This window comes from Acinetobacter sp. ME22 (assembly GCF_022012315.1).
Taxonomy (GTDB): domain Bacteria; phylum Pseudomonadota; class Gammaproteobacteria; order Pseudomonadales; family Moraxellaceae; genus Acinetobacter; species Acinetobacter brisouii_A.
Genome location: NZ_JAKLTL010000003.1, coordinates 84,014 through 109,444, shown reverse-complemented (window position 1 = coordinate 109,444; position 25,431 = coordinate 84,014). Strand labels below are relative to the sequence as shown.

At 43.2% G+C, this 25,431-nt stretch carries 20 protein-coding genes and 4 tRNA genes; 11 read left to right on the top strand and 13 right to left on the bottom strand.

Translation table 11 applies throughout. The features are described 5' to 3' along the window. The first annotated feature begins 8 nt into the window (after positions 1-8). Genes LVY74_RS05515 through LVY74_RS05495 form a run of 5 tightly spaced genes read left to right on the top strand, consistent with a single transcriptional unit; the run spans position 9 to position 5,871 of the window. Positions 9-1,832: an extracellular solute-binding protein gene (locus LVY74_RS05515; RefSeq protein WP_237814190.1), complete on the top strand. Its 1,824-nt coding sequence runs from the start codon at positions 9-11 to the stop codon at positions 1,830-1,832. Between the two features lie 17 nt (positions 1,833-1,849). Further along, positions 1,850-2,920 (top strand): microcin C ABC transporter permease YejB, encoded by a 1,071-nt coding sequence (gene yejB / locus LVY74_RS05510; RefSeq protein ID WP_237814189.1) that lies wholly within the window; start codon positions 1,850-1,852, stop codon positions 2,918-2,920. 2 nt (positions 2,921-2,922) lie between these two features. Further along, a complete protein-coding gene (locus tag LVY74_RS05505; RefSeq protein WP_111892916.1) occupies positions 2,923-3,936 on the top strand; it encodes an ABC transporter permease in 1,014 nt (337 codons plus the stop codon). Then, entirely contained in the window at positions 3,911-5,497 is a 1,587-nt protein-coding gene (locus tag LVY74_RS05500; protein ID WP_237814479.1) for an ABC transporter ATP-binding protein, read from the top strand. Before LVY74_RS05505 ends, LVY74_RS05500 begins: the two co-directional genes overlap by 26 nt. Before the next feature lie 38 nt (positions 5,498-5,535). Then, positions 5,536-5,871, top strand: a complete 336-nt coding sequence (locus LVY74_RS05495) for a DUF4288 domain-containing protein (protein ID WP_237814188.1) — start codon at positions 5,536-5,538, stop codon at positions 5,869-5,871. Positions 5,872-5,925: 54 nt separating this feature from the next. Here LVY74_RS05495 and LVY74_RS05490 read toward each other — a convergent pair. The 4 genes from LVY74_RS05490 to LVY74_RS05475 form a co-directional block, all read right to left on the bottom strand. Beyond that, positions 5,926-6,001: transfer RNA gene (locus LVY74_RS05490), tRNA-Glu, on the bottom strand. A 23-nt stretch (positions 6,002-6,024) separates the two neighbouring features. Beyond that, positions 6,025-6,100: transfer RNA gene (locus LVY74_RS05485), tRNA-Glu, on the bottom strand. Positions 6,101-6,269: 169 nt separating this feature from the next. Beyond that, entirely contained in the window at positions 6,270-7,184 is a 915-nt protein-coding gene (locus tag LVY74_RS05480) for a hypothetical protein (RefSeq protein WP_237814187.1), read from the bottom strand. 108 nt (positions 7,185-7,292) lie between these two features. After that, positions 7,293-8,711, bottom strand: coding sequence for an amino acid permease (locus LVY74_RS05475; protein WP_237814186.1), 1,419 nt, complete (start codon positions 8,709-8,711; stop codon positions 7,293-7,295). Between the two features lie 196 nt (positions 8,712-8,907). Here LVY74_RS05475 and LVY74_RS05470 point away from each other — a divergent pair, with 196 nt between their 5' ends. Continuing rightward, a complete protein-coding gene (locus tag LVY74_RS05470; RefSeq protein WP_237814185.1) occupies positions 8,908-9,810 on the top strand; it encodes a lysine exporter LysO family protein in 903 nt (300 codons plus the stop codon). Between the two features lie 17 nt (positions 9,811-9,827). On the opposite strand, the gene LVY74_RS05465 is transcribed toward LVY74_RS05470, so the two are convergent. The 7 genes from LVY74_RS05465 to LVY74_RS05435 all read right to left on the bottom strand — a co-directional run bounded on the left by LVY74_RS05465 (position 9,828) and on the right by LVY74_RS05435 (position 16,607). Beyond that, a tRNA-Glu gene (locus LVY74_RS05465) sits at positions 9,828-9,903 on the bottom strand. Between the two features lie 20 nt (positions 9,904-9,923). Then, complete coding sequence (gene rnt, locus LVY74_RS05460; protein WP_151778184.1) at positions 9,924-10,583, bottom strand: ribonuclease T; 660 nt, start codon at positions 10,581-10,583, stop codon at positions 9,924-9,926. Further along, complete coding sequence (gene pyrC / locus LVY74_RS05455) at positions 10,568-11,602, bottom strand: dihydroorotase (RefSeq protein ID WP_237814184.1); 1,035 nt, start codon at positions 11,600-11,602, stop codon at positions 10,568-10,570. Before pyrC ends, rnt begins: the two co-directional genes overlap by 16 nt. Positions 11,603-11,835: 233 nt before the next feature. After that, positions 11,836-13,179, bottom strand: coding sequence for an argininosuccinate synthase (argG, locus tag LVY74_RS05450; protein WP_111893099.1), 1,344 nt, complete (start codon positions 13,177-13,179; stop codon positions 11,836-11,838). A 249-nt stretch (positions 13,180-13,428) separates the two neighbouring features. After that, positions 13,429-14,484, bottom strand: a complete 1,056-nt coding sequence (locus LVY74_RS05445; protein WP_237814183.1) for an aromatic ring-hydroxylating oxygenase subunit alpha — start codon at positions 14,482-14,484, stop codon at positions 13,429-13,431. Positions 14,485-14,513: 29 nt separating this feature from the next. Continuing rightward, complete coding sequence (locus LVY74_RS05440; RefSeq protein ID WP_151778187.1) at positions 14,514-15,488, bottom strand: PDR/VanB family oxidoreductase; 975 nt, start codon at positions 15,486-15,488, stop codon at positions 14,514-14,516. Between the two features lie 75 nt (positions 15,489-15,563). After that, positions 15,564-16,607, bottom strand: coding sequence for a Rieske 2Fe-2S domain-containing protein (locus LVY74_RS05435; RefSeq protein WP_237814182.1), 1,044 nt, complete (start codon positions 16,605-16,607; stop codon positions 15,564-15,566). Between the two features lie 102 nt (positions 16,608-16,709). On the opposite strand from LVY74_RS05435, the gene LVY74_RS05430 reads away from it, so the two are divergent. The 5 genes from LVY74_RS05430 (at position 16,710) to epmA (ending at position 21,772) form a co-directional block, all read left to right on the top strand. Further along, positions 16,710-17,651 (top strand): LysR family transcriptional regulator, encoded by a 942-nt coding sequence (locus tag LVY74_RS05430; RefSeq protein ID WP_237814181.1) that lies wholly within the window; start codon positions 16,710-16,712, stop codon positions 17,649-17,651. Positions 17,652-17,958: 307 nt separating this feature from the next. Then, complete coding sequence (locus tag LVY74_RS05425) at positions 17,959-19,251, top strand: MFS transporter (protein WP_237814180.1); 1,293 nt, start codon at positions 17,959-17,961, stop codon at positions 19,249-19,251. A 212-nt stretch (positions 19,252-19,463) separates the two neighbouring features. Further along, a tRNA-Ser gene (locus LVY74_RS05420) sits at positions 19,464-19,553 on the top strand. A 180-nt stretch (positions 19,554-19,733) separates the two neighbouring features. Continuing rightward, positions 19,734-20,801: a 4-phosphoerythronate dehydrogenase gene (locus LVY74_RS05415; RefSeq protein ID WP_237814179.1), complete on the top strand. Its 1,068-nt coding sequence runs from the start codon at positions 19,734-19,736 to the stop codon at positions 20,799-20,801. Next, the gene (epmA, locus tag LVY74_RS05410) at positions 20,798-21,772 is read left to right on the top strand and encodes an EF-P lysine aminoacylase EpmA (RefSeq protein WP_237814178.1); all 975 of its coding nucleotides are present in this window, start codon (positions 20,798-20,800) and stop codon (positions 21,770-21,772) included. The genes LVY74_RS05415 and epmA overlap by 4 nt, the downstream gene beginning before the upstream one ends. Positions 21,773-21,790: 18 nt before the next feature. Here the strand turns inward: epmA and LVY74_RS05405 are convergent, their stop codons facing one another. Further along, entirely contained in the window at positions 21,791-23,035 is a 1,245-nt protein-coding gene (locus tag LVY74_RS05405) for a multifunctional CCA addition/repair protein (RefSeq protein WP_237814177.1), read from the bottom strand. 80 nt (positions 23,036-23,115) lie between these two features. Beyond that, positions 23,116-25,389: an NADP-dependent malic enzyme gene (locus LVY74_RS05400; protein WP_237814176.1), complete on the bottom strand. Its 2,274-nt coding sequence runs from the start codon at positions 25,387-25,389 to the stop codon at positions 23,116-23,118. Between the last annotated feature and the right edge of the window lie 42 nt (positions 25,390-25,431).

Here is a 25,431-nt window from a genome sequence, read left to right as displayed (position 1 = left end):
GAAATTGCGTGAAATTTGCCTATTGGGGAAGTCTGTTACTTTTATTGAGTTCAAACTTGCAGGCTCAAGTACAGACGACAAATTATATTGCTATTCGGACACAGCCCTTATATAGCCATGCGTCCAATATGCCTTATGCCAATCCGAATGCACCCAAAGGCGGTTATCTGATTCGTCCAAGCAATGGCACATTTGATAATTTAAACAGCATGAATGGTAAGGGCAGTGAAACCGATGGTGTGAACTATCTGTTTGATAGTCTTATGTCGAGTTCACTGGATGAACCTGGGGTGATGTATCCGCTTTTGGCTGAAAAAGTGACCTTTGACCCTAAGCATACCCAGTTTGTGATTTTTCAGCTCAATCCAAAAGCTCGCTTTAGCAATGGTCAGCCTGTCACTGCTCAAGATGTTAAATACAGTTTTGACACCTTCCAGACCAAATCTAATCCCGGTTTGCAAATGTATTTGGCAGATTTGGAAAAAACACAAGTGCTATCCAAATATCAGGTGAAGTGTACCTTTAAATCTAAAAATAACCCTGAAATGCCTTCAATTTTAGCAAGTCTACCGATTTATTCACAAATGGACTGGAAGCATAAAGACTTTACCCGAGTCAGTTTAGATCCAATTTTAGGGTCAGGGCCTTATACCATTGCTCGGATTGATCCGGGGAGAAGTATTACCTATCAGCGCAATCCCAATTACTGGGCCAAAGACTTAGCGGTGAATCGTGGACGCTATAACTTTAATCAACTCAAATACATTTACTATCGTAATTTGGATATTGCTTTTGAAGGCTTTAAGTCAGGTCAATATACCTTACATGAGGAATTTACAGCGCGTAAATGGGTGACACAATATAACTTTCCTGCTTTCAAAGAAGGTTTGGTGGTGAAATACCGTTTTCAGCACCATAACCCGATTACGGCACAAAGTTTCATGTTCAATACGCGACGTACACCGCTCAATGACATTCGCTTTCGTCAGGCTCTCACTTATGCGTATGATTTTGAATGGCAAAATAAAGCCTTGTTTTATGGGCAATATCAACGCTTACAAAGTTATTTTGCCAACAGTGAACTGGCCGCGACAGGGCGACCAAGCGCGGCAGAACTGGCTATTTTAAAACCGTGGTTGCCTAAGCTTGATCCTGTCATGCGTCAAGGTGTGCTGACAAACTGGAAATATTCAGTTTCAGATGCCAGTGGTTTTAACCGTAATAATTTACTGATAGCGCGACAATTGCTCCTCAAGGCAGGCTATCGCTTTCAAAATCAGCAATTATTGGATTTAAAAGGTCGACCGATTCGTCTTGAGTTTCTGATTCATCAGGATGGTTTACAACGTACTTTAATGCCCTTTGTGAGAAATCTCAAAAAATTAGGCATTAGCGTGAGTATTCGTCAGGTGGATGTGCCACAGTATTTGGAGCGGATGCGCCGTTATGACTATGACCTGACCACAGGCGGTATTCCGCAAGGTCTGACGCCAGGCAATGAACAATTCCAAATGTGGGGCAGTGCCGCAGCCGATCAGGTCGGGAATTATAATTATTCAGGTATTCAAAATCCTGCGATTGATGCAACGATTCAACATTTGGTACAAGCGCCTAATCGTCCGCAATTGGTGCTGTATACGCATGTACTCGATCGCTTGTTGTGCGCAGGTTATTATCAGATTTTGACCTATGGTAAAGGTGAAAACTGGTACGCCTACTGGAATATGTATCGCCAGCCAAGCGTTAAGCCACAACTCTCTGCGGGAATTGATTATTGGTGGGCTGATCCGAAGCAAACCCAAAAGATCACCAGCTATTTGCGTCAGCACTAAAACAACGAGGAGTGCAGATGGGCACGTATATTTTAAAGCGGCTATTACTGATTATTCCGACGCTGTTGTGTATTTTGCTGATCAATTTTGTGGTGATTCAGATTGCCCCGGGTGGGCCTGTTGAGCAAGCGATTCAACAAGCTGAAAGTTTTCAGGGGGTCAATAAAACGGTCGCTGGTGCAGAAACGCTTGCCAATGCCGATACCCATTATCAAGGAGCACGCGGTCTAAGTCCTGAAATGGTGGAGCAGATTAAGGCACAATATGGTTTTGATCAGCCTGCTTATATCCGTTTCTTTAAAATGCTCAAAGGTTATGTCAGTTTTGATTTTGGAACGAGTTTCTTTAAAGATAAACCAGTGACGACGCTGTTGTGGGAGCGTATGCCTGTCACAGTCTCTTTAGGGTTATGGAGTACCTTGCTGATTTATCTGATTTCGATTCCCTTGGGGATTCAAAAAGCCAAACGCCATGGCATGCTGTTTGATAAAACCACATCATTGCTGCTGGCTGTTGGTTATGCTGTACCGACCTTTGTCTTTGCGATTTTACTGATTGTGTTTTTTGCAGGCGGTAGCTATTGGCAATGGTTCCCACTACAGGGCTTGGTCTCCGATAACTTTGCCCAACTGAGCTTTCTTGGCAAAATTCGCGATTATTTCTGGCATATGGCTTTACCGCTGTTGACCATGGTGCTTGGCGGTTTCGCTAGTCTGACCTATCTCACCAAATATTCCTTTATGGAAGAAATGGGGAAACAATACGTTTTGGCAGCACAAGCCAAGGGGCTGAGTGAAAATCGGGTGCTGTACGGGCATATTTTTCGTAATGCGATGTTAATTGTGATTGCAGGTTTGCCTGAAGCTTTGGTTGGTATGTTTTTTGTCGGGAACTTTTTTATCGAAATTATTTTTAATCTGGATGGCATTGGTCTGTTGGGTTTTGAAGCAATTAGCCAGCGTGATTATCCTGTGATTTTTGGAACCTTATTTTTATTTACCTTGCTCGGTTTGGTGCTGCGTTTGATTAGTGATGTGCTGTATCAGGTAATTGATCCTCGAATTAATTTTGATGCTCGGGGGATGTAATCATGTCACCGATGTTGCAACAAGGCATTCAACGCTTTAAACAAAATCGACTCGGCTTTTTTTGTCTGATTGTCTTTCTGATTATTTTTGTTTTATCTAGTGCAGTCGAGCTGATTGCCAATGATAAACCGCTGTTGGTGCGTTATCAGCAGCATTTTTATTTTCCTGTGATCAAAAGCTACCCTGAAACCACCTTCGGTGGGGTATTTGAAACCGAAGCGGATTATCGCGATCCAGCTGTCCAGCACATGATTGATGCACAGGGCTGGCAAATCTGGCCGATTGTGCATTATTCCTATCAAACGCCGAACTTGGAATTGGCTGTGCCTGTGCCGTCACCACCGACTACAGAAAACTGGTTGGGAACCGATGATCAGGGGCGTGATGTATTTGCCCGAGTGCTCTATGGTCTGCGGGTGTCTTTGCTGTTTGGGTTTGCATTGACGTTCTTTTCTGCGTTGATTGGTATTTTGGTCGGAGCGATTCAAGGCTATTACGGTGGCTGGGTGGATTTGTTTGGACAGCGCATTTTAGAAGTCTGGGGTGGCTTGCCGATGCTGTTCATGGTGATGATCTTGGTGAGTATGTTTACCCCGAATGTGTACTGGTTATTCTTGATCATGCTAATTTTTGGCTGGCCAACCTTGGTGGGCTTGGTGCGGGCTGAATTTTTACGTGCGCGACATCTCGATTATGTTCGTGCTGCGCGTGCTTTGGGTGTGCGAGATGGTCGAATTATTCTACGGCACATTTTGCCTAATGCTCTCAGTTCAAGTTTGTCACAGCTTCCATTTATGTTGACTGCGAATATTACCGCACTGACTGCATTGGATTTTTTAGGTTATGGCTTACCGCCCGATGCAGCATCCCTTGGAGAGTTATTGCTACAGGGGAAAAATAATTTGAATGCACCGTGGCTTGCGCTTTCAGGTTTTGTCAGTCTGGCACTGGTTTTATCGTTACTGATTTATATTGGAGAGGCAGCGCGTGATGCATTTGACCCAAGACGCAACTAAATCTCCAATTCTTCAGATTGAACACCTGTCGATTGCAAATTCTCAGCAACAACCGTTGTTGCAAGATTTTCATTTAACCTTGCATGCAGGACAGACGGTTGCCTTGGTGGGTGAAAGTGGTTCAGGAAAATCGATCAGCAGCTTGGCGATTTTGGGCTTGTTGCCGCATCATTTGCGGGTGACAGGACAGATTCAGTTGCATGGGCAAAATGTTTTGCAGATGTCACCGATACAATTGCGTGCGCTGCGTGGACATCAAGTGGCCATGATTTTTCAGGAACCGATGACTGCTTTGAACCCTTTGCATCGGGTTGAAAAATTAATTGGTGAAAGTCTGCTGTTACAGGGTTTGTCTAAACAGCAAGTTCGGCAACGCGTGATTGAATTACTGGTCGATGTCGGCATGCCTGAGCCTGAGCAAAAACTCAAACGCTATCCACATGAACTTTCAGGTGGGCAAAGGCAACGGGTGATGATTGCGATGGCACTGGCTTTGGAGCCTGAAATTTTAATTGCCGATGAGCCGACCACAGCACTTGATGTTTTATTGCAGGCACAAGTGTTGCAACTACTGAAACAGCTCCAAAGCAAATGTCAAATGGCGATGATTTTAATCAGCCATGATTTGGGCTTAGTGCGTCGTTATGCCGATAATATTGTGGTGCTGAATCAAGGTAGGATTGAGGAAACAGGTTCGGTACAGCAAATTTTTGAATTCCCACAGACTGCATATACCCGAGAATTACTGGATCATGATTTTGGTCAGGCTTTGCCAGCGCCAAACAGTTCACTTCTACTGGAATTAAAACAGTTAGGCGTACGTTTTCCTATTAAGCAAGGTTTATTGAATCGAATCAAAGATTATGTAGTTGCAGTTGAACCTTTAGATTTGTCTTTGGCAGAAGGTGAGTCAATCGGGATTGTGGGCGAGAGTGGTTCAGGTAAAACCTCGTTGGCACTGGCAATTGCACGTTTGGTTGCAAGTGATGGGGAAATTGTACTGTTGGGGCAAGACCTGAATCGTTGCAATGAAAGCTTGTTGCGTCCATTACGCCGTAATTTTCAAATGGTGTTTCAAGATCCGTATAGCAGCTTAAATCCGCGCATGAATGTTGAACAACTGATTGCTGAAGGTCTGAGTGTGTTAAATATGTCTGAAATAGACATGCAGCAGCGGATTGAACAGGCATTACAGCAAGTCGAGTTACCTGTCAGTTTTAAATTACGTTATCCGCATCAGCTTTCTGGAGGTCAGCGTCAGCGTGTGGCTTTGGCACGCACATTGGTCTTACAGCCGAAATTATTAATTTTAGATGAACCTACGTCAGCACTGGATCGCACCACACAAAAAGCCATTGTGAAACTATTGCGTGATTTGCAGCAAAAGTTACAGATGAGTTATGTGTTTATTAGTCATGATTTACAAGTGGTTCGGGCGTTGTGTCAGCAAGTACTTGTACTGCATCATGCAAAAGTGGTGGAATTACAGCCGACTGAACAATTATTTTTACAACCACAAACTGAATATACGCGGCAATTGATTCAGGCGAGTGAGTATTAAAAGTACAATTATGTTTCACTGATCAGGAATAAAAAAATATGGAAAAAGACTGGTATGCAGTAAAAGGGCTATTTCGTTGGTATTTCAAAGAGGATGGTCGTACATGTCAAATCGAAGAAAGGATTGTTTTATTTCAGGCTGAAAGTTTTGATCATGCAATAGATTTGGCAGAAGCTGAAGCAGTTACTTATTGCGAGCCTGACGATCAAGCTAATTTTGCTTTTGAATGTATGGGGTTGTGGTATGTTCACTGTCTCTTAGGTGATCAACCAGAGCATGGTGTTGAAATATTTTCTAGAAGATCAACAACTGAATTAAGTGCTGATGCCTTTATTAAACGCTATTATCCGAAATCACATGATCATAAACATTGATTAATTGAATGCAAATAAAAAAGCCCAGTAATAAATACTGGGCTTTTTTGAATGTGGCGTCCCTACGGGGATTCGAACCCCGGTTACCGCCGTGAAAGGGCGATGTCCTAGGCCTCTAGACGATAGGGACTTCTAGAGTATTCTGATATTAAGTGGCGTCCCTACGGGGATTCGAACCCCGGTTACCGCCGTGAAAGGGCGATGTCCTAGGCCTCTAGACGATAGGGACACATCAGAAGGTGGGCGTATAATAGGGTGAATCTAAAAGTATGTCAAATATTTTTTATGAAAAATAGTTATGAATGAATGTTAAATCATCAAAGTTCGCTATTTTTCTGATTTTACGTATGTTTTTTCAACAAAATTCTGAATTTAAGTTTTAAACATGTGTCTGCCAATCAAGCACGCGCTTGAAATTGAGGCATATCATAAATTAATTCCAATACTCGTCGAATCACCATCGGGTGTTGTAAATAACCAATAATTTCATGTGGTTTGTCAGCGAAGGTGGTAATCAGTTTATTGTTGATTTGTGGGTGAAAATCAAAAACAGGTGGTAGCATTGGAAAAGTTGTGAGGTAATCTTCTTGTGAATAAAAATTATGCCAGTCGCCACTCAGAACTTTGGGTTTTTGCAGAGGATGAGCAAGGTGTCGCTGCATAACGTTGAAAGGTAAGGGTGATGCCAAGGTGATAAAGCGTTTAATCTCATATTGGTTTGATAACTCATGCAGTAGGTTATAAGCCACGACTGTTCCTAAAGAATGTGCAATCACAATATGCCGTTGATGAGGTTCAAAGCAAGATAAAATCCGCTCATGGACTTGCTGTTTAAAATCTGGGTTATACCAGTACAGATAGACCTCACACAGAAACTTTTGGATGAGTGATTCATGAAGGTCTGGAAAATGATTGAGGAGCATCACCATTTCTTTGAGCATGCGGTCTTTAGCGAGCTGTGAGAGCACAAAAAAGCGGTTTTTCATTGAATAAGGTTGATGCTGAGCATCATGAGGAAGTAAAGGAATTTCTGCGAGTGCCTGTTTAAGTGCATCACTTCGTTGTTGGCGAATACGTGGTAACTTGGCCAAGAATGACCAGTTCGGACGTAAGGTTTCGAGGTTGATGGCTTTACGGTGATTGAACTCATTTAAAATATCACCATAAAAAGGAAAGGCAAGATCAAGTTGATCAACATCGACTTGTGCCTCAATTTTATGCATACCAGTATTAAAGACATTGAGCCAATATTCCTGAAAGGAATTTGCATCAAAAATCTGTTGTTTAATGCCATGAATAAAAATGATTTTCATCGATAGGTATCAATTCATTTTATAAATAATTCTATTTGATTATAAAAACAAAATAAAAAAAGTGTAGCATTGCTACACTTTTCTTATAAAACATAGTTGTCCTGTTAATCAGTCTTTATCTCGATATAAAAAGTAATGACTGATATAGCACAAAGCAATAAAAATCAAGCAACTATAGAAGCCAGGTAGCATTGAGCTGTCTTGCGTCATACTAATACAGGTAATCACACAGAACACAAAACCTAGAATGGGTGTCATTGGGAACAATGGTGCAGCAAAACGTAAGTCTGCAATGCTGTGTCCAGTTTTATACCACTGACGACGGAAATTGAACTGGCACACACAAATTGCTGTCCAAACTATCACCATTGTAAATGCTGCAACACCCAACAAGTTTTTGAAAATAGTTTCTGGCGCGAATTGTTCAGAGAGTAAGCCAGGAAGTGCGCCAAACATGGTGACAATAATTGCGGTAATTGGGGTGCCGTGTTTGGTGAGTTTAGAGAAAATGGCAGGTAATTGGCGTTTAACTGACAATGACCACATCATACGAGATGCAGCATATAAACCTGAGTTTGCCGCAGACAACAGTGCCGTAATAATCACAAAGCGAATAATATCTTCAGCATAGGGAATTCCCATATAACTGAATACGGTCACGAAAGGACTGTTACTGATGTGGTCGGAACTCAATCCTGCTTGTTGGTAAGGTAACAATGCACAGATCACCACAATGGTACCCACAAAGAAAATCAACAGACGCCAGATGGCTGCATTGATTGCTTTAGGGACATTTCGAGCAGGGTCTTCAGTTTCACCCGCCGCAACACCAATCAGCTCTGTACCTGAAAAGGCGAAATTCACAATCAGCATGGTTGCAAAAATAGGCATTAAGCCTTTCGGGAACCAGCCTTGAGCTAGCAGGTTGTTGAACAATGGTGCGTGGGTTTCACCATGATAAGAAATCACGCCAAAAATTGCCAAAAGCCCGAGCAAGATAAAGCTAATGACCGTGACCACTTTGACTAAAGCCAGCCAAAATTCAGACTCAGCAAACATACGAGTCGAACTAATATTTAAGATAAAAACAATCGCTGCAAAAATAACAGTCCAAATCCACATGGAAATATGCGGGAACCATTCCTGCATGAGCAGTGCAGCAGCCGTAAATTCGGTGCCTAGCGTGGCTGTCCATGTGAGCCAGTACAGCCAAGTAATCATATAGCCTGTAGCTGGCCCAATGTACTTGTTGGCATATTCACCAAAAGAACCTGAAACAGGCATATGTACGGCCAGTTCGCCTAAGCACAGCATCACCATATAGGCGATTAAGCCACCGAGAAAATAAGAAACAATGGCACCTACAGGCCCCGTTTGTGCAATGACTTCACCCGACCCTAGAAATAGACCTGTGCCAATGGCACCGCCTAATGACAGCATAACGAGGTGTCGAGTACTCATAGCGCGTTTAAGTGGCGCAGAATTGCCCTGATGCGATGCATCATTCGGAGAGTGAGATGACTGCATGGGAAATGAGAAATACAAAAAATGAAGCGGGTTATTTTAGAGAAAACCATTAAATGTGCAATAGCCGCCCAGTTTTTGCTAAATGTGAAAAATGAAAGGTGGTTTTAACAATACCTGAATGTAATTTTTAAGTTTTTTTGAACAAAAGGCTAAAAAAAGTGCATGATATACTGCGTTTTTAATCATTTAATCGAATATGGCTACACTTTTATTGAGTTCTATTGTCCCCATCTTGCTTGCCTTGCTCGGTGGGTGGCTATTGGGTCGGGTAGTGACTGTACCGATCAAAACATTGGCGATTGGCAGCATTGGTTATTTGGTCTGGGCTTTGCTCATGGTAATCGGTTATCAGTTCGCAGATGTGTTATTTCAGCCCAATGTGGGGTGGAAAGTCTTACGTGAAAGCTTTATTTACGGCAGTATTTTATCGGTCAGCAGTTTTTTATTGTTGCTTGCCCGACCTGTTCAAGAGCATGGAGTTGAACATTCAACGCGTGATTTTCGTGACTTGCTCAAGCCTTTGCAGGAATGTTGTATGGCGATGCTGATGGTCGGGTTAGGCATGTTGAGTTATTGGGTTTTGCCACATGATTTGCATGCTGCCCAATTCTCACATGCTTTGTTGCTGATTTTAATTGTCTTGATCGGCATTGATTTATCAACGGTTCGTTTATCGCGTTTAACTAGACAGCAGATTTGGGTGCCTTGTGCCATGCTGATCGCGATTTTTATCGCAGCGTATATTGCCCACTGGTTGTTACCGCACTCCTTTACTGCATTATTAACGGTTGCAAGTGGTTTTGGCTGGTTTAGTTTGTCAGGTTCTTTGGTGGCAAATTTGTTAGGTAAGGAAATGGGCAGCTTTGCCTTGCTCACTGATCTGATCCGTGAGTTTTACGGGATTTTATTGCTGTTTTTATGCGGGCGTAGTTTGCCGCGAAGTGTGATCGGTGTCTGTGGTGCAACGGCTATGGATTCAACTTTGCCATTTATTAAGCAAAACTGTCGAAGTCAAGATGTTCAGTTGGCTTTGTTTAGTGGATTTATTTTGACGTTGATCGCACCATTTTTGATTGTGCTATTTGCGTCATTGAAATGATTGAATAATCAAGTAGATGGCGTCCCTACGGGGATTCGAACCCCGGTTACCGCCGTGAAAGGGCGATGTCCTAGGCCTCTAGACGATAGGGACGTTGTGAGGATGGCGGTATCTTAGTGATCCGCCGTTAAACTGTCAAGCAGGTGCGGAGACAGTTTGTTCAAAATATAGCAAAACAGTTCAGCAGTCTTTTGCGTATCGTATAAAGCAGAGTGTGCTTCTTTACCATCGAACTCAATTCCTGCCTGAATGCACGACTTCGCCAAAACCGTTTGACCGAACATTACGGCACTTAAAGTCACCGTATCGAATACAGAAAAACTGTGGAACGGGCTTTGGTTTTTGGTGCCAGTACGGGCAACTGCGGCCTGTAAAAAGCCCAAGTCGAAGTGTGCATTGTGACCGACCAGTACCGCATGGGTACATTGCTGGGCACGACGAACGTCATTCAAAGATTTAAAGATACGTTTGAGCGCTGACTTTTCATCTTCGGCCATCGCCACGCGCAGCGGGCTGAAAGGATCAATCCCGATAAAGTCGAGTGAGCGACGATCAAGGTGAGCACCTTCAAATGGATTGATGTGTGCATGAAATGCTTGACCTGGGACGAATTCACCTTGTTCATTGTAAACAATTGGAATACAGGCGATTTCGAGTAAAGCATCGGTTTGGGCATTGAAGCCTGCGGTTTCAACATCGACCACCACAGGCAAAAAACCACGAAAACGCTGACCCATTAAGGGTGCAGTAGAATCGGTCACACTTTTCTCCAATGGATGGTTTTTCCAGCGTGAAGCGGGATAATTTTTTGATCTTCCAAATAGTCGAAACTTTCAGGGATGACTTGGTCTTCTTTGATGAGGGTAATAGTGCTGGTGTTGCGTGGTAAACCGTAGAAGTCTGCACCAAAGAAGCTGGCAAAGCCTTCAAGACGTTCGATTTTACCGACCTGATCAAATGCTTGAGCATAAAGTTCAATCGCTGTTGGAGCGCTATAGCAACCTGCACAGCCGCATGCATTTTCTTTGGCATTTTGAGCATGTGGAGCACTGTCAGTACCCAAGAAGAATTTCGGGTTGCCACTAGTTGCCACTTCAAGCAAGGTTTTTTGATGCGTTTGGCGCTTCAAAATTGGCAAGCAGTAGAAATGCGGTTTGATTCCACCCACCAACATATCGTTGCGGTTAAACAATAAATGTTGTGGTGTAATGGTTGCGGCAATATTACGGTCTTGCTCAAGTACAAACTGCGCAGCATCACTGGTGGTGATGTGTTCAAGCACGACTTTCAGATCAGGGAACTGCTTCAAGATCGGAGAAAGAATTTCATCCAAGAAACGTTTTTCGCGGTCAAAGATATCGACATGTGAATGCGTTACTTCACCATGTAGCAATAATGGCACTTGATGTTTTTCAAGTTGCTCAATCACGGCATAGACTTTACGAATGTCGCTGACGCCATTGTCCGAGTTGGTGGTTGCACCCGCAGGATAGAGTTTGATGGCATTGACATGCTCAGACTCTTTAATCTTAATCACTTCATCTGGTGAGGTGTGATCAGTAAAGTACAACACCATGCGCGGGTCAAAATGCACACCTTCTGGCACGTGCTGCATAATGCGTTCACGGTAAGCATTGGCTTCTTCCACAGTTTTGACAGGTGGAACAAGATTCGGCATACAAATCGCACGAGCGAATTGATTTGCAAGGTCTGGAACTGTGCGCTTAAGGGATAAACCATCACGCAAGTGAGCGTGCCAATCATCTGGCTGAATTAGAGTTAATGTCTTCAAGGGAAATTTGAGCTAAGAAATAAAACAAATGATAATGCAATTTACCGCAGAATGGTAATTTTACACATGAGTAAATCTGTCAAGACAAGCATTGCCTAGATAAAAAATGTGCGCACTTGAATAAGAGCTTGGTTAATTTATATTTTATGATAGCCAATTTAAAATATTCAGGCATGAGCAGTACAAAAAAAGCCACCTAAGTTTAGGTGGCTTTTAACTTAAAATAAAATCAATTATTTGCTTTTATTTTCAAGTTGAGGAACTGCTGAACCTTGACCAAGTGACAACAAGCCAGTCTCAGTATAAAGACCAAGTTTGGCACGTGTATCAGTAATGTCGAGGTTACGCATAGTTAACTGACCGATACGATCCATAGGTGTGAACATTGAGTTACCTTTCTCCATGGTTAAACGCTCAGCTTCATAAGTGAGGTTCGGAGATTCAGTGTTCATGATGGTGTAGTCATTACCACGACGAAGCTCAATTGTCACTGTACCAGTGATTGCTTTTGCAACCCAACGCTGTGCAGTTTCACGAAGCATAAGCGCTTGTGAATCGAACCAACGACCTTGGTACAACAAACGACCTAAACGTAAACCGTTGATGCGGTATTGTTCGATGGTGTCTTCATTGTGAATGCCCGTTACTAACCGCTCGTAAGCAGTATGAAGAAGTGCCATCCCCGGAGCTTCATAAATGCCGCGAGATTTAGCTTCAATGATACGGTTTTCGATTTGATCCGACATGCCTAGACCATGACGACCACCGATACGGTTGGCTTCAAGAATCAATTCAACTGGATTTTCAAAGCGTTGACCGTTCAGTGCAACAGGCATACCTTCTTCAAAAGTCACGGAAACTTCTTCAGGTTTGATTTGGACGTCTTCTTTCCAGAACGCAACGCCCATGATTGGGTCTACGATTTTGATGCCTGCATTGAGGTATTCAAGATCTTTTGCTTCGTGCGTTGCACCCAGCATGTTTGAGTCAGTCGAGTAGGCTTTTTCTTTTGACATTTTGTAGTCAAAGCCGTTGTCGATCAGGAATTGTGACATTTCTGCACGACCACCCAACTCATCGATAAACTGTTGGTCTAACCAAGGTTTATAGATTTTAAGGTTCGGGTTAGTCAACAAACCATAACGGTAGAAACGCTCAATGTCGTTGCCTTTATACGTTGAACCGTCACCCCAGATGTTGACATCATCTTCTTTCATGGCAGTGACAAGCATTGTCCCTGTGACTGCACGACCCAATGGTGTGGTGTTGAAGTAAGGAATACCACCAGTGCTGATATGGAACGCGCCACATTGAATCGCTGCGATACCTTCAAGCGCAAGTTGCATACGGCAGTCAATTAAGCGTGCTTTTACAGCGCCATATTGTTCTGCTTTCTTTGGAATGGCATCGTAGTCGTCTTCATCAGGCTGACCCAAGTTTGCAGTATAAGCATATGGTTCAGCGCCTTTTTGTTTCATCCACAATAAAGCTGCTGAAGTGTCTAAACCACCAGAAAAGGCAATACCCACTTTTTTGCCTACTGGTACATGCTGCAAGATCGTTGCATTATCAGTCATTGCTAGTCCTAACTTATAAATAGGTGCCGCGAATTGGCTACCCTGAAAAATCTGTAAACATTTTATTGTAGCACTTTTCACCACAGATGTTTTTGCTAAAAATGCCGATGAAAGCAGATTTCATACAGCAGTTTTGACTAAAAACAGGGCTAAAGAACAGCTCGAATAAAGTTTGCCGAAAATTTCTGGAATTGAAAAGCAAAAATCCGTGACAGGTCACGGATCTTGCAATCAATAACGTTTTGATGATTAGACGGTATAGCGTTTGCTTAAGCCCCAGTCCGCCAAAATACGTCGATACGTGGTCGATGAACGATCGGCTTCAAAGTGGGCTTCCATGGTTAAATCTAGGGGTAATTCTTCAGGTTTTTGCGATTCGACCATGTCCTGATCTTCAGCAAAAATCTGTGCATTAAAGTCATACACGGCTTGCAAATCACCTGTGGTGTCAAAGTTACGGGTCAGCGGCACAAACAAACGGGTCTTGTTGTGCGACACAGGGCAGCAGGCATTGAGGATTTTTAAAACGCCATCGTTTGGAAAATCAATGCTTAAGATCGCTGAAAATGGCGGATAAACATCGAAAGTGCGTTTCCATAAAAAGTCTTCAGGCGCAAGATGTTGCATCCCATGCGGATAGTTGCTGACATTGCTCACGTATTCGGTATGTAAACCATAATCGGTTTTGACCGTTGAATATTTGGGTACAACGGGATTGTCACGGTTGGCAAAGGCTTGGTTATGTACCCAAGCGAAATGGGCAACATCGATAAAGCCTTCTAACTGGCGACCACTTGAACCTGCAATATCCACAAATGGCGGTAAAATTGCTTGATGTTCAGGTTGATCCCAAGTATCGAGGATAGGAAAGTTGGCTTTGGTTTCGTCACGGCTGAGAATACTTGTCCAAATCAAACCATATTTTTCAACCACTGGAAAACTGGTGAGTGAGAAGCGATCCGAGATTTTGGTGAGTTCGGGTTGTGCTGGAATTAGAGTGCATTTACCTTCGCTGTTATAACGTAAGCCATGATAAGGACAAATAATTTCTTCACCTTCCACCCAGCCTTTAGTGAGTGGTACACCACGATGCGGGCAAATGTCCCGAACCAAGCGAATCAGTCCGCTTTCAGTTTTATATAAAGCCAGTTTGACATCAAGCAGCATGACCTGTTGCGGTGTGCTGCTGACATCTTCAATACGGGCAACGGGATACCAATGTTGTGCCAAAATATCCCAATCGTCGCTGTCAAATTGGCTGTAGCAGGGTTTGTTGAGCAGTTGCGTGACTGGAATTGCGTTCATAGTGACCCCTAATTTTTTCTCTATCTTGTTTATAAATCTAGCTCAAGCACTGGGCTTTTGGCGCGTGAACAGCACAATGCGATGTATTGTTCACTGGCATTTTTTTCATTTTCGCTTTGTACGCTGTCTCGGTGGTCAACTTCGCCTGCCAAGACACGGGTCAGACATGCACCACACATACCCATTTCACACGATAAGGGAATACTGACCTGATGTTCAAGCAGTACAGAAGCGATACTTTGTTGTTCAGGCACATGAAAAATTTGTCCTGAACGTTGCAATTTAATTTGAAACCCAGCATCGGCAGCACTGTCGAGTGAACTTGGTTGCAATTGTGGTGGATGGAAGGCTTCCAAGTGAATTTGATCGGCTTGCCAACCTAGTTGCATGGCATATTGTTGATATTCATGCATAAAGCTTTCTGGGCCACACAAGTACAAGCGTTTGCTTGCTAACGGTTGTTGCAAACTTTCGGGATGTTCAATTCTGAGACTTTCACCTAAAGAACTGTACAGCACATGGATTTTTCCAAATTTAAACCCTTGTCGCCAACGGCTAGTAAATGCCAAATGCAGCGGAGTTTTGACACAGTAATACAACTCAAAAGTTTTCTTCTGTGCTTCAAGTTGTTCTGCCATCGCCAAGATTGGGGTAATCCCGATGCCTGCGGCAACCAGTAAATATTCCTCAGCCGTTTTAAGCGGAAACAGATTGCGGGGTGGAGAAATTTCAATGTGTTGCCCGACGCGTAAATGCTCGTGAATGTACTGTGAGCCACCACGCGACAGTTGTTCCTTTTTAACGCAAATCACATACTGATCTTGCTGGGTTGGATTGCCTGTTAGCGAATACTGACGTGTCATTTGATTGGGTAAATAAATATCAATATGTGCACCTGCTTGCCACGCTGGCAAGTTGTGGGGTTGCACAGGCAGTAGCGTGATGGCTAAATTGCCTTCTCCTTGCCGACCAATACTATCGACAACCACTTTTAACTTTTCCATGTGCTTATCCTTTTTATTGTGATGAAAAAACCTTGCAAGATTTGAACCAAAGTATGATTAAAATCCGAGTCAGGTTTAAACCAAAAAGAAATCACCAAACCCTGCTTTTTTTAAGCAGCGCCGAAACATTACCGAGCTGCGGTCAGCAGGAATATGAGCTTCTAAGCTGAGATCGAGTGGCAAGCGTTCAGGTTTTTGAGATTCGACCACCATACGGTCTTCTTCAAAGATTTTCAGGTTGTAGTCAATAATGGCTTGTTCATCATCCTCAAGGTCGAAGTTTTTTACTAGAGGGGCAAACAGACGGGTTTGTCTGGCTGAAACAGGGCAGGCTGCATTCATAATCACCATTTTCCCACCATGACGAAAATGGATGGTCAAAGTGGCAGTAAAAGGGACATGTAACTCAAAGTGTCGTAACCATTTAAAGTCAGGCGTGCCTTTATAGTGTTCACTGGCAGGGTAGTTGCCAACCGTGCTCCAGTAATCGGCAGCAAAACCGTATGTGGTTTCAGTTGGATGATAGTCGTTGACCAGTTGATTGCCGGCATCAGCAAACGTGCCTGAATGTACCCAAGCAAAATGTGCAACGTCTAAGAAACCTTCGACCTGACGACCTGCAAATGCTGCAATATCGACCGCTGGGCAGATGACGTGCTGAACGTCAGTTTCATCCCACAAAGGCATAGATGGAACGTCTGTGTCGCCTTGGGGGAGCAGGCACGTCCAGATTAGTCCGTAACGCTCAACACTCGGGAACGTGGTTAAATTCAGTTTGCTTGGAATGGCTTGGTTTGGACTCGATGGAATGCGGTTACAGTGTCCGTGTTCACCAAAACGTAAACCATGATAAGGGCAGACCACACCTTCGCCATCATGTTTGCCTAAAGTCAGCGGTACACCCCGATGTGGGCAAGCATCTTTAGCAATGACCAGTTCTTGGTTGATGCGATACATCACCAAAGCTTCGTCGAGCAAAGTGGCTTTAACAGGCTGTTCATCAACATCGACACTGCGGGCAATCGGATACCAGTATTTCGCCAGCAGAAACCAGTCCGCTTCATGAAAGCTGCAATGAGCAGGTAAATTCAGTATTTGAAATGCAATCGGTGAGTTCATAGAACCTGCCTAGAAGAATTATTTTTGAACTGTTTTTACTATGATTCCAAAATCCATTCTCGTCTATTACAATGATTTTGATTATCTGTTCTAATTTTTAGAATGCCTATGCACAATTCAATGCCGTTTTCGCGTTTTACAGAATATTTTATGGTGGTGGCTAAAACAGGTAGTCTGCGTAAAGCCGCAGAACAACTGTTTATTTCAGTATCGGCTGTGCATCGGCAAATTGTGCTGGCTGAAGAACAGTTTGGTGTGCCGTTGTTTGAACGCCTGCCCAGTGGTTTAAAGCTGACTTTGGCAGGTGAGTTGCTGTATAGCGATTTACTGCGTTGGCAAAAAGACTTTCAGCAAACCTGTATCCGTTTAGATGAAATTCAGGGCTTAAACCGTGGTTCGATTCAGTTTGGCTTGATTGCTGCGCTCAGCGATGGTTTTGTGATTGAGAGTATTGCCGAACTACAGCAGCAACATCCGTGGCTGAATTTTGAAATCCAGATTCAGGACAGTCAGAAAATTGCTCAGCAGATTATGCAGGCTGAACTGGACTTCGGCATGATTCTCGACCCTGTACAGCATGCGCATTTGGATGTTTTGTCTTTTGTTGAACTGCCACTGGGTTTTGTGATGTCGCCTGAACATCCGTTGGCACAGCATCGCCAACTCAGCTTGTCGCAAACTTATGCAGATCGGCATATTATCGCGCAAGCGCCGTTGGTGATTCATGATCGTGTCGATGCTATTTATAAACGTCAGCAAATGTTACCCCAGCAAAAAATTGAATCGAATGACATTCGCACCATGCTGTCTTTGCTCAAGAAAAATGTCGGAATTGCCTTGATGAGCTGGCTTGATGTCTATACTCATGTGCAACGTGGCGAACTGTGTTTTATTCCTTATCGGGATGCCGCAATTCAACCTGTGACCCTTGCACTCTGTGTTGCACCAAAGCGTCAGTTGTCACGTGCAGCTCAATTATTTATGCAGCAACTCATGAAAAATATGCAGCAGGTGGATTTTGAAAATATGAGAAAAATCACTTAAATATAAGTTTTTAAATGAATTATTATGTAGTCTATGTTGATAATTTAAATTGAATCACTTAATTTTAATGAATGGTGATATGTGTCACTTATTTGGTGTTAATTATTTTAAGTAATTGAAAATAAATAATTAAATTTAAGTCTATGTGAATTTTCTCTTCTAAGGAATTTATTGAAAGATAAAATTTACAAAAAAATAATGATTAAGTGTTTAGAAAAAACACATGATTAATTTTATTTTAAGTTTCCATCAATATTGCAGGTCTATGCTCGAGTGGTTTTTGTTCATTGATTATGGAGAATCAACAATGCAAACCGTAGAGGTCGCTGAAAAGAAACAGTCCCAAGTGCGTGCCATTTTTAATGTCACCAGTGGTAACTTTCTAGAACAATACGATTTTTTCCTGTTTGGTCTATATGCCAAATATATTGGTGAAACTTTTTTCCAGTCAGACAGTGCTTATGCAGCATTGATCAAAACCTTTCTGATTTTTGCAGTCAGTTTCCTAATGCGCCCGATTGGCGCATTGGTTCTCGGTCCTTATGTTGACCGTATTGGACGCCGTAAAGGCTTGATGGTGACTTTAAGCATTATGGCTTTTGGTTCGGTGATTATCGCTGTTACCCCAAGTTATCAAACACTGGGGATTACGGCTGCGGTTCTGATTTTTGTCGGTCGTCTGGCACAAGGTTTCTCGGCAGGTGTGGAGCTGGGCGGTGTTTCAGTATATCTATCTGAGATTGCCAAAGAGCATAATCGTGGTTTTATTACCAGTTGGCAGTCTGCCAGTCAGCAGGTTGCGGTCGTGTTTGCAGCACTTTTGGGATATGGCATCAGCATTGTGTTTACTAAAGCACAAATTCAGGACTGGGCTTGGCGTATTCCATTTATTGTCGGCTGCATGATCATCCCGATGATTTTCATGATGCGTCGTTCTTTAAAAGAAACGGAAGATTTTGCTTCGCGTCAGCATCACCCAACGACTAAAGAAATTTTGAGTAATTTGGCAAGCAACTGGCGTATTGTGATCTCGGGTATGCTGCTGGTTGCAACCACTACCACCATGTTCTACTTTATTACGGTTTATACGCCAACATTTGGTAAAGAAGTTCTACACTTAACGACTAAAGAAAGTTTGATTGCGACCATTATGGTAGGCGTGAGTAACTTTATTTTCCTTCCAATTGGTGGGCATTTATCTGATAAGTTTGGACGCCGTACTTTATTGCTTGCAACCTCGTTCTTGATTTTACTAACGGCTTATCCGTTGTTGAACTGGTTAACGCATAGCATTAGCTTGGGTCACTTGATGATCAGCTTGTTGTGGTTGTCATTGCTATACAGTTTCTATAATGGCGCAATGGTGGTGACATTAACCGAAATTATGCCTCGTGAAGTGCGTACCTCAGGTTTTTCTGTGGCGTATAGTTTGGCAACCTCGATCTTTGGCGGCTTAACCCCTGTGATTGCAACCTTTATTGTGCAACAGACGGGGAGTAAAACTTCACCTGCATTTTGGTTAATGTTTGCTGCGGTTTTAAGTCTGATTACGGTTTTGACTTTGTTTAAACAAATGAAGTTGCGTCGTGTAACTGCATAAAGTATTCAGTAATTTCGTTTAAACCACATCTCAGGATGTGGTTTTTTTATGTGAGTTGATTTTGAATGTTGCAGATTATTGATATAAATTGCTTTAAAAATAAACAAGATAGCATGGTTGATATGATTTTTGATGAAATAATATGCGTTTGATGCAGCATGATGAAAATTTTTCTTGAATTAAAATAAGAGTCTTTGTATTCTTACGCACATGGAAGCGTGGCAGAGCGGTTTAATGCACCGGTCTTGAAAACCGACGAGGGTGTGAGTCCTCCGTGAGTTCGAATCTCACCGCTTCCGCCAAATTCAAAAAGCCCTGACAATGTCAGGGCTTTTTTATATTCAATATGGATATTGAGATGTCTGTTTGATGCTGAAGACTTTAGCATCATATATCTTGGTTCTTTATAGAATGAACTCATCTATAGCCTAACGCCTATTGGAACGCTATCATGAAGCCATCTAAAATTGTGGTGATCATGCATGAACATTGTTGCAGATGAAAATCTGGCATTTACAGACTATTTCTTTGCCGATTTGGCGGCCATTCAACATCATGCAGGGCGAACCCTGACACAGCAAAACCTGACTCAGACACAAGCATTATTGGTACGTTCTGTCACTCAGGTCAATGCAGCATTACTTGAAGGCACTCCTGTCGAATTTGTTGCCAGTGCCACTATCGGCACAGACCACCTCGACATTGCTTATCTGGAACAGCGTGGTATTACTTGGGCAAATGCTGCGGGTTGTAACGCGCAAGCAGTGGCTGAATACGTCATTACCGCACTGTTAAAACTCAAACCAGAACTGATAAATGCGAACGATGATTTTTGCTTAGGTATTGTCGGATTGGGCAATGTCGGGACACGTTTGGCAGCTATGGCAAAACTGTTGGGCTGGAAAGTGTTGGGTTGTGATCCGCTGGTGCAACGTGATCAGATTGAACAAGTCGATTTAGAAACTTTATTGCAACAGGCCAATGCAGTTTCTTTGCATGTACCGATGGTCAAAACAGGGCAACATCCAACTTATCATCTGATTAATGCTGAGCGTTTGGCACAGCTTGCCCCTGACACCATTCTGATTAACAGCTCGCGTGGTGCAGTGATTGCCGAGCAAGACCTTATGGCAGATATTCGCCAGACGCAGCGCCAAGTCGTGCTAGATGTCTTTGAATATGAACCAATGATTTCTCAGGAATTGCTGGATTTGGTGACGTTGGTGACGCCCCATATTGCGGGTTACAGCCTTGAAGGTAAGGCACGTGGTACACAAATGATTTACGAAGCATTCTGCAAAAAATACCAGTTAGAGATCAATAAAGACTTTCGTACTCAGTTGCCTGCTTGCGAGCCATTTTTCCAAGGACAAGATTTAACACAAGCTTTGGTGAAACATTTATCAGAAATCTATGATATTCAGCAAGATGATGCCAATTTACGTGCCTGTGTGGTTGATGGTTGGGTACATCAACCTGCTTTTGATGCCTTACGTAAAAATTATCCGCTGCGCCGTGAATGGGCTGCACATGGAGGGCCGCAGGCATGAGCCAGACCTTCCAACCGACTTGTGATCTTGAAGCTTTAAAAGCACGTGCCAAAATGTATCAATGCATCCGCCAGTTTTTTGCCGAGCGCGATGTCATGGAAGTCGAAACCCCCATCTTGTCTCAGGCAGGTGTGACCGATGTGCATTTGGCTTCTGTGCCTGCACTGCGACATGTTCAAGGTCAGCAGCACACCCATTATTTGCAGACTTCACCTGAATTTCCCATGAAACGTTTACTGGCGAGTGGCAGTGGTGCGATTTTCCAGATCTGTAAAGTCTTTCGCGATGACGAACACGGACGCAAGCACAACAGTGAATTCACCATGTTAGAATGGTATCGCCCTGCATTTAGCCTAAGCGATTTAATGCATGAAACGTCTGCTTTGTTAAATGTTTGTTTAGCTGAACGTTTTTCTGAATTGCGCCCGATGGTACTGAGCTATAAGCATGCCTTTCAGGATCGTTTGGACATTAATCCATTACAAGCGACTTTGGAGCAACTCAAAGAAACTGCGCGCCGTGTTGGGTTAAATCTGGACTTGGGCGATGACCGATTGGCGTATATGGACTTGTTGTTTTCGCACATGGTCGAACCAAGTTTAGGCTTCGATACCCCTGTATTTTTAACGGACTTTCCACCTGAAATGGCTTCACTGGCAAAAGTTAAAACCGATGAAGATGGGGAGCAGGTCGCAGCCCGCTTCGAGGTGTATATTGAAGGGCTGGAACTGGCCAATGCCTATGATGAATTGGTCGATGCTGATGTTTTACGTCAGCGCTTTACGGCAGACAATGCTGAACGTGCAGCGCAGGGCTTAACGGTTATGCCGATAGATGAACACTTGTTGGCTGCCTTGCCGCACATGCCTGAATGTTCGGGGATTGCTTTGGGTATCGACCGTTTATTGATGGTTGCTCAGAACAAATTGAAGCTTGAACAGGTGATTACATTTCCTGCGGATATTGCTTAAATCAGAAGACAACAGCCATCAAAATGATGGCTGTTGTTGCATTAAATATTCATGTTTTAACTGTGCCAATGCATCAATTCGGCGTTGAATCAGCATTTCACCAATATCTGCACCCGTGATGTGGGTAGGCAAATCTTGTGCTTTGATATTGCGTACACACTCAATTGCAGCATGTAGATAGTCTGCTTGTGGGTAAGGACGGTGCTCTAGACCTAATCGACCACGAGCGTCACATTCACAGGCTTGGATAAATGCCACCACACGTTCAGGGCGACGTAAAACATCAAGTCGTTGCAGCAAACGCCAGAGCGTGCCTGCTTTTAAGGTAAATGCCTGATGGCATTTCAAATGTTCCTTACATACGACCAAAGCCAATTGCTTTATGGCAGCAGGGACTTTAAGTCGGTCACACAGTTCAGTCACAGGCTCAACACCGCGTTGTTCATGTAAAATATGGCGTGGCAAAATATCTTCTGGTGTCAGGGCTTTACCCAAATCATGTACCAAGACCGCAAAGCGTACATCTAAGCTATAGTCAGCAAGACAAGCCTGTTGCAGTGACATAAGCGTATGTATGCCGCAGTCAATTTCAGGATGATATTCAGCACGTTGTGGTACACCGAACAAGGCATCAATTTCTGGAAACAGTATTTTTAAGGCACCACAATCTCGCAAAACTTGGAAATAGACATCGGCATGTTTTTCCATCAGTGCACGCGAGGTTTCTTTCCAAACACGTTCTTCAGTCAGACAGCAGAGTTCGCCTGATTGTGCCAAATGTGTCATCAGCGCTAAGGTTTCATCGGCAATTTTAAAACCATATTCGGCATAACGTGCGGCAAAACGGGCGACACGAAGCACACGCAAAGGATCTTCTGCAAATGCATCTGAAACATGACGCAGCACTTTATTTTCAAGGTCTTGCTGACCGCCATAAGGGTCATACAAATTACCTTCAGTATCTCTGGCGATGGCATTGATGGTCAGATCACGCCGAATGAGATCTTGTTCTAAATTAATGTCTGGCGATGTGAAGAATTCAAAACCATGATAGCCATGTCCTTGCTTACGTTCTGTACGTGCAAGGGCATATTCATCTTTGGTTTTAGGGTGTAGAAAAACGGGAAAATCTTTACCAACAGGTTGAAAACCTTGTGCAATAAGTTGTTCTGGTGTTGCACCCACCACCACATAATCTTTTTCGTGATAGGGGTGACCGAGTAACTGATCTCGGACGGCACCGCCTACTAAATAAATTTGCATGAAAAAACCTCTATTCTTAGAGCAATCATGCAACAGAATAGAGGTTTGTACAAGTCTAAGCTTTAAGCTTAAAAGCCTGTTTAAGCGTGTTGTTCTTGCTGAATTTCAGCTACAGTTAACGCAGTCATATTCACCAAACGACGAGTCGTTGTGGTAGGTGTCAAGATATGAACTGGTTTAGCTGCACCAAGCAAGATTGGACCAATCGTTACATTGTTCCCTGAAGTTGATTTCAACAGGTTGAATGAAATGTTGGCTGCATCAAGATTTGGCATAATCAACAAGTTTGCTGAACCTTTGAAACGAGAGTTCGGGAATGCAAACTGACGAATGTTTTCATCAAGCGCTGCATCACCGTGCATTTCACCTTCAACAATCAAATCTGGTGCTTGTTCAGTCAACAGACGATACACTTCACGCATTTTTTGCGCGCTTGGATCTTCTTGGTTACTGCCAAAGCTTGAATGTGAAAGTAATGCAACACGTGGCTCAATACCAAAACGACGAACTTCAGCAGCCGCCAAAATAGTCATTTCTGCCAATTGTTCAGCCGTTGGGTTGGTGTTGACGTAAGTATCAGCAATAAACAGGTTGCGATCTTCAAGCATCAATGCATTCAAAGTAAAGAAGTTGTTCATACCTTCTTTTAGACCGAGCACGTTACGTACGAAGTCCAAGTGAATGTCGTAGCTACTGTATGTACCACACAACATCCCATCAGCTTTACCGAATTTCACCAACATTGATGCAATCAGTGTTGAACGGCGACGTGCTTCACGTTGAGCATATTCAACAGTGACACCTTTACGCTGCATAGTATTGTAATAGTCTTTCCAGAACTCTTCGTACAATGGGTTTTGTTCTTGGTCAACGATTTCAATATTTTCGCCATTTTCCAAACGTAAGCCCAATTGCTGAATGTTCGCTTCAATGACTTTGGTACGACCGACCAAGATCGGGAATGCTAAGCCTTCATCGACCACCACTTGAACTGCACGCAATACACGAAGATCTTCACCTTCAGCATAGGCAATACGTTTTGGTGCACTTTTCGCTTGAGCAAAAATCGGTTTCATCACAAATGCTGAGTTATAAACAAACTCAGATAATTGTTGACGATATGTTGCAAAGTCTTCGATTGGGCGAGTTGCAACACCTGAGTCCATTGCTGCTTGTGCAACGGCTGGAGCAATTTCCAAAATTAGACGTTGATCAAGTGGACGTGGGATCAGGTAGTCACGACCAAAAGCAGCCGATTTTTCACCATAAGTTGATGCGTCTGCTTCAACGTGTGCCATGCGCGCAATCGCATGGACACAGGCAATTTTCATTTCTTCATTAATGGTCGTTGCACCAACATCTAGTGCACCACGGAAGATATATGGGAAACAAAGTGCATTATTCACTTGGTTTGGATAGTCAGAACGACCTGTCGCCATAATGACATCTGGACGTGCCTCGTGAGCATGTTCAGGTAAAATTTCTGGGTCTGGGTTTGCCAGAGCGAAGATAATTGGGTTTTCTGCCATTTTCTTCACCATGTCTTTGGTGAGAATCCCTGCTGCAGAAAGACCAAGGAACATGTCTGCACCTTCCATGACTTCATGTAGCTGAGTCTGTGGAATATCTTGTACATAATGTTTTTTAGACTCGTCTAGCCCTTCACGTGAAGTTGTGAGTAGACCACGAGAGTCAGCAACGATAATGTTTTCTTTACGCGCACCTAATGCACAAAGTAAATTCAAGCAAGAAAGTGCGGCTGCGCCTGCACCTGAAGCAATAATTTTAATGTCTTCAATTTTCTTGCCTGTCAATTGTAGGGCATTGAGCAAGGCTGAACCAACAATGATACTGGTACCATGTTGGTCATCGTGAAACACAGGAATGTTCATGCGTTCACGAAGTTTCTGTTCGATGTAGAAGCATTCAGGGGCCTTGATGTCTTCAAGGTTAATCCCGCCAAAGGTCGGCTCAAGTGCAGCAACGATATCCACGATTTTGTCTGGATCATTTTCTGCAATCTCAATGTCAAAGACATCTACACCAGCAAATTTTTTAAACAGAACGCCTTTACCTTCCATCACAGGTTTTGACGCAAGTGGACCAATATTGCCTAGACCAAGAACGGCAGTACCGTTACTGACTACGGCAACAAGGTTACCGCGTGCGGTATATTTTGCTGCTGTTGAAGGATCACGCGCGATTTCTAAACATGGTGCTGCAACACCAGGTGAGTAAGCGAGGGCTAAGTCGCGTTGGTTAACCAGTTGTTTGCTTGGCGTAACACTGATTTTACCTGGGCGTGGAAATTCATGATAATTTAAAGCTTGCTGTTTTAGTGTTTGATCGTCCATTTGCATCTCATTTACAACAGTTAATCCAGTAACTTAACGGTC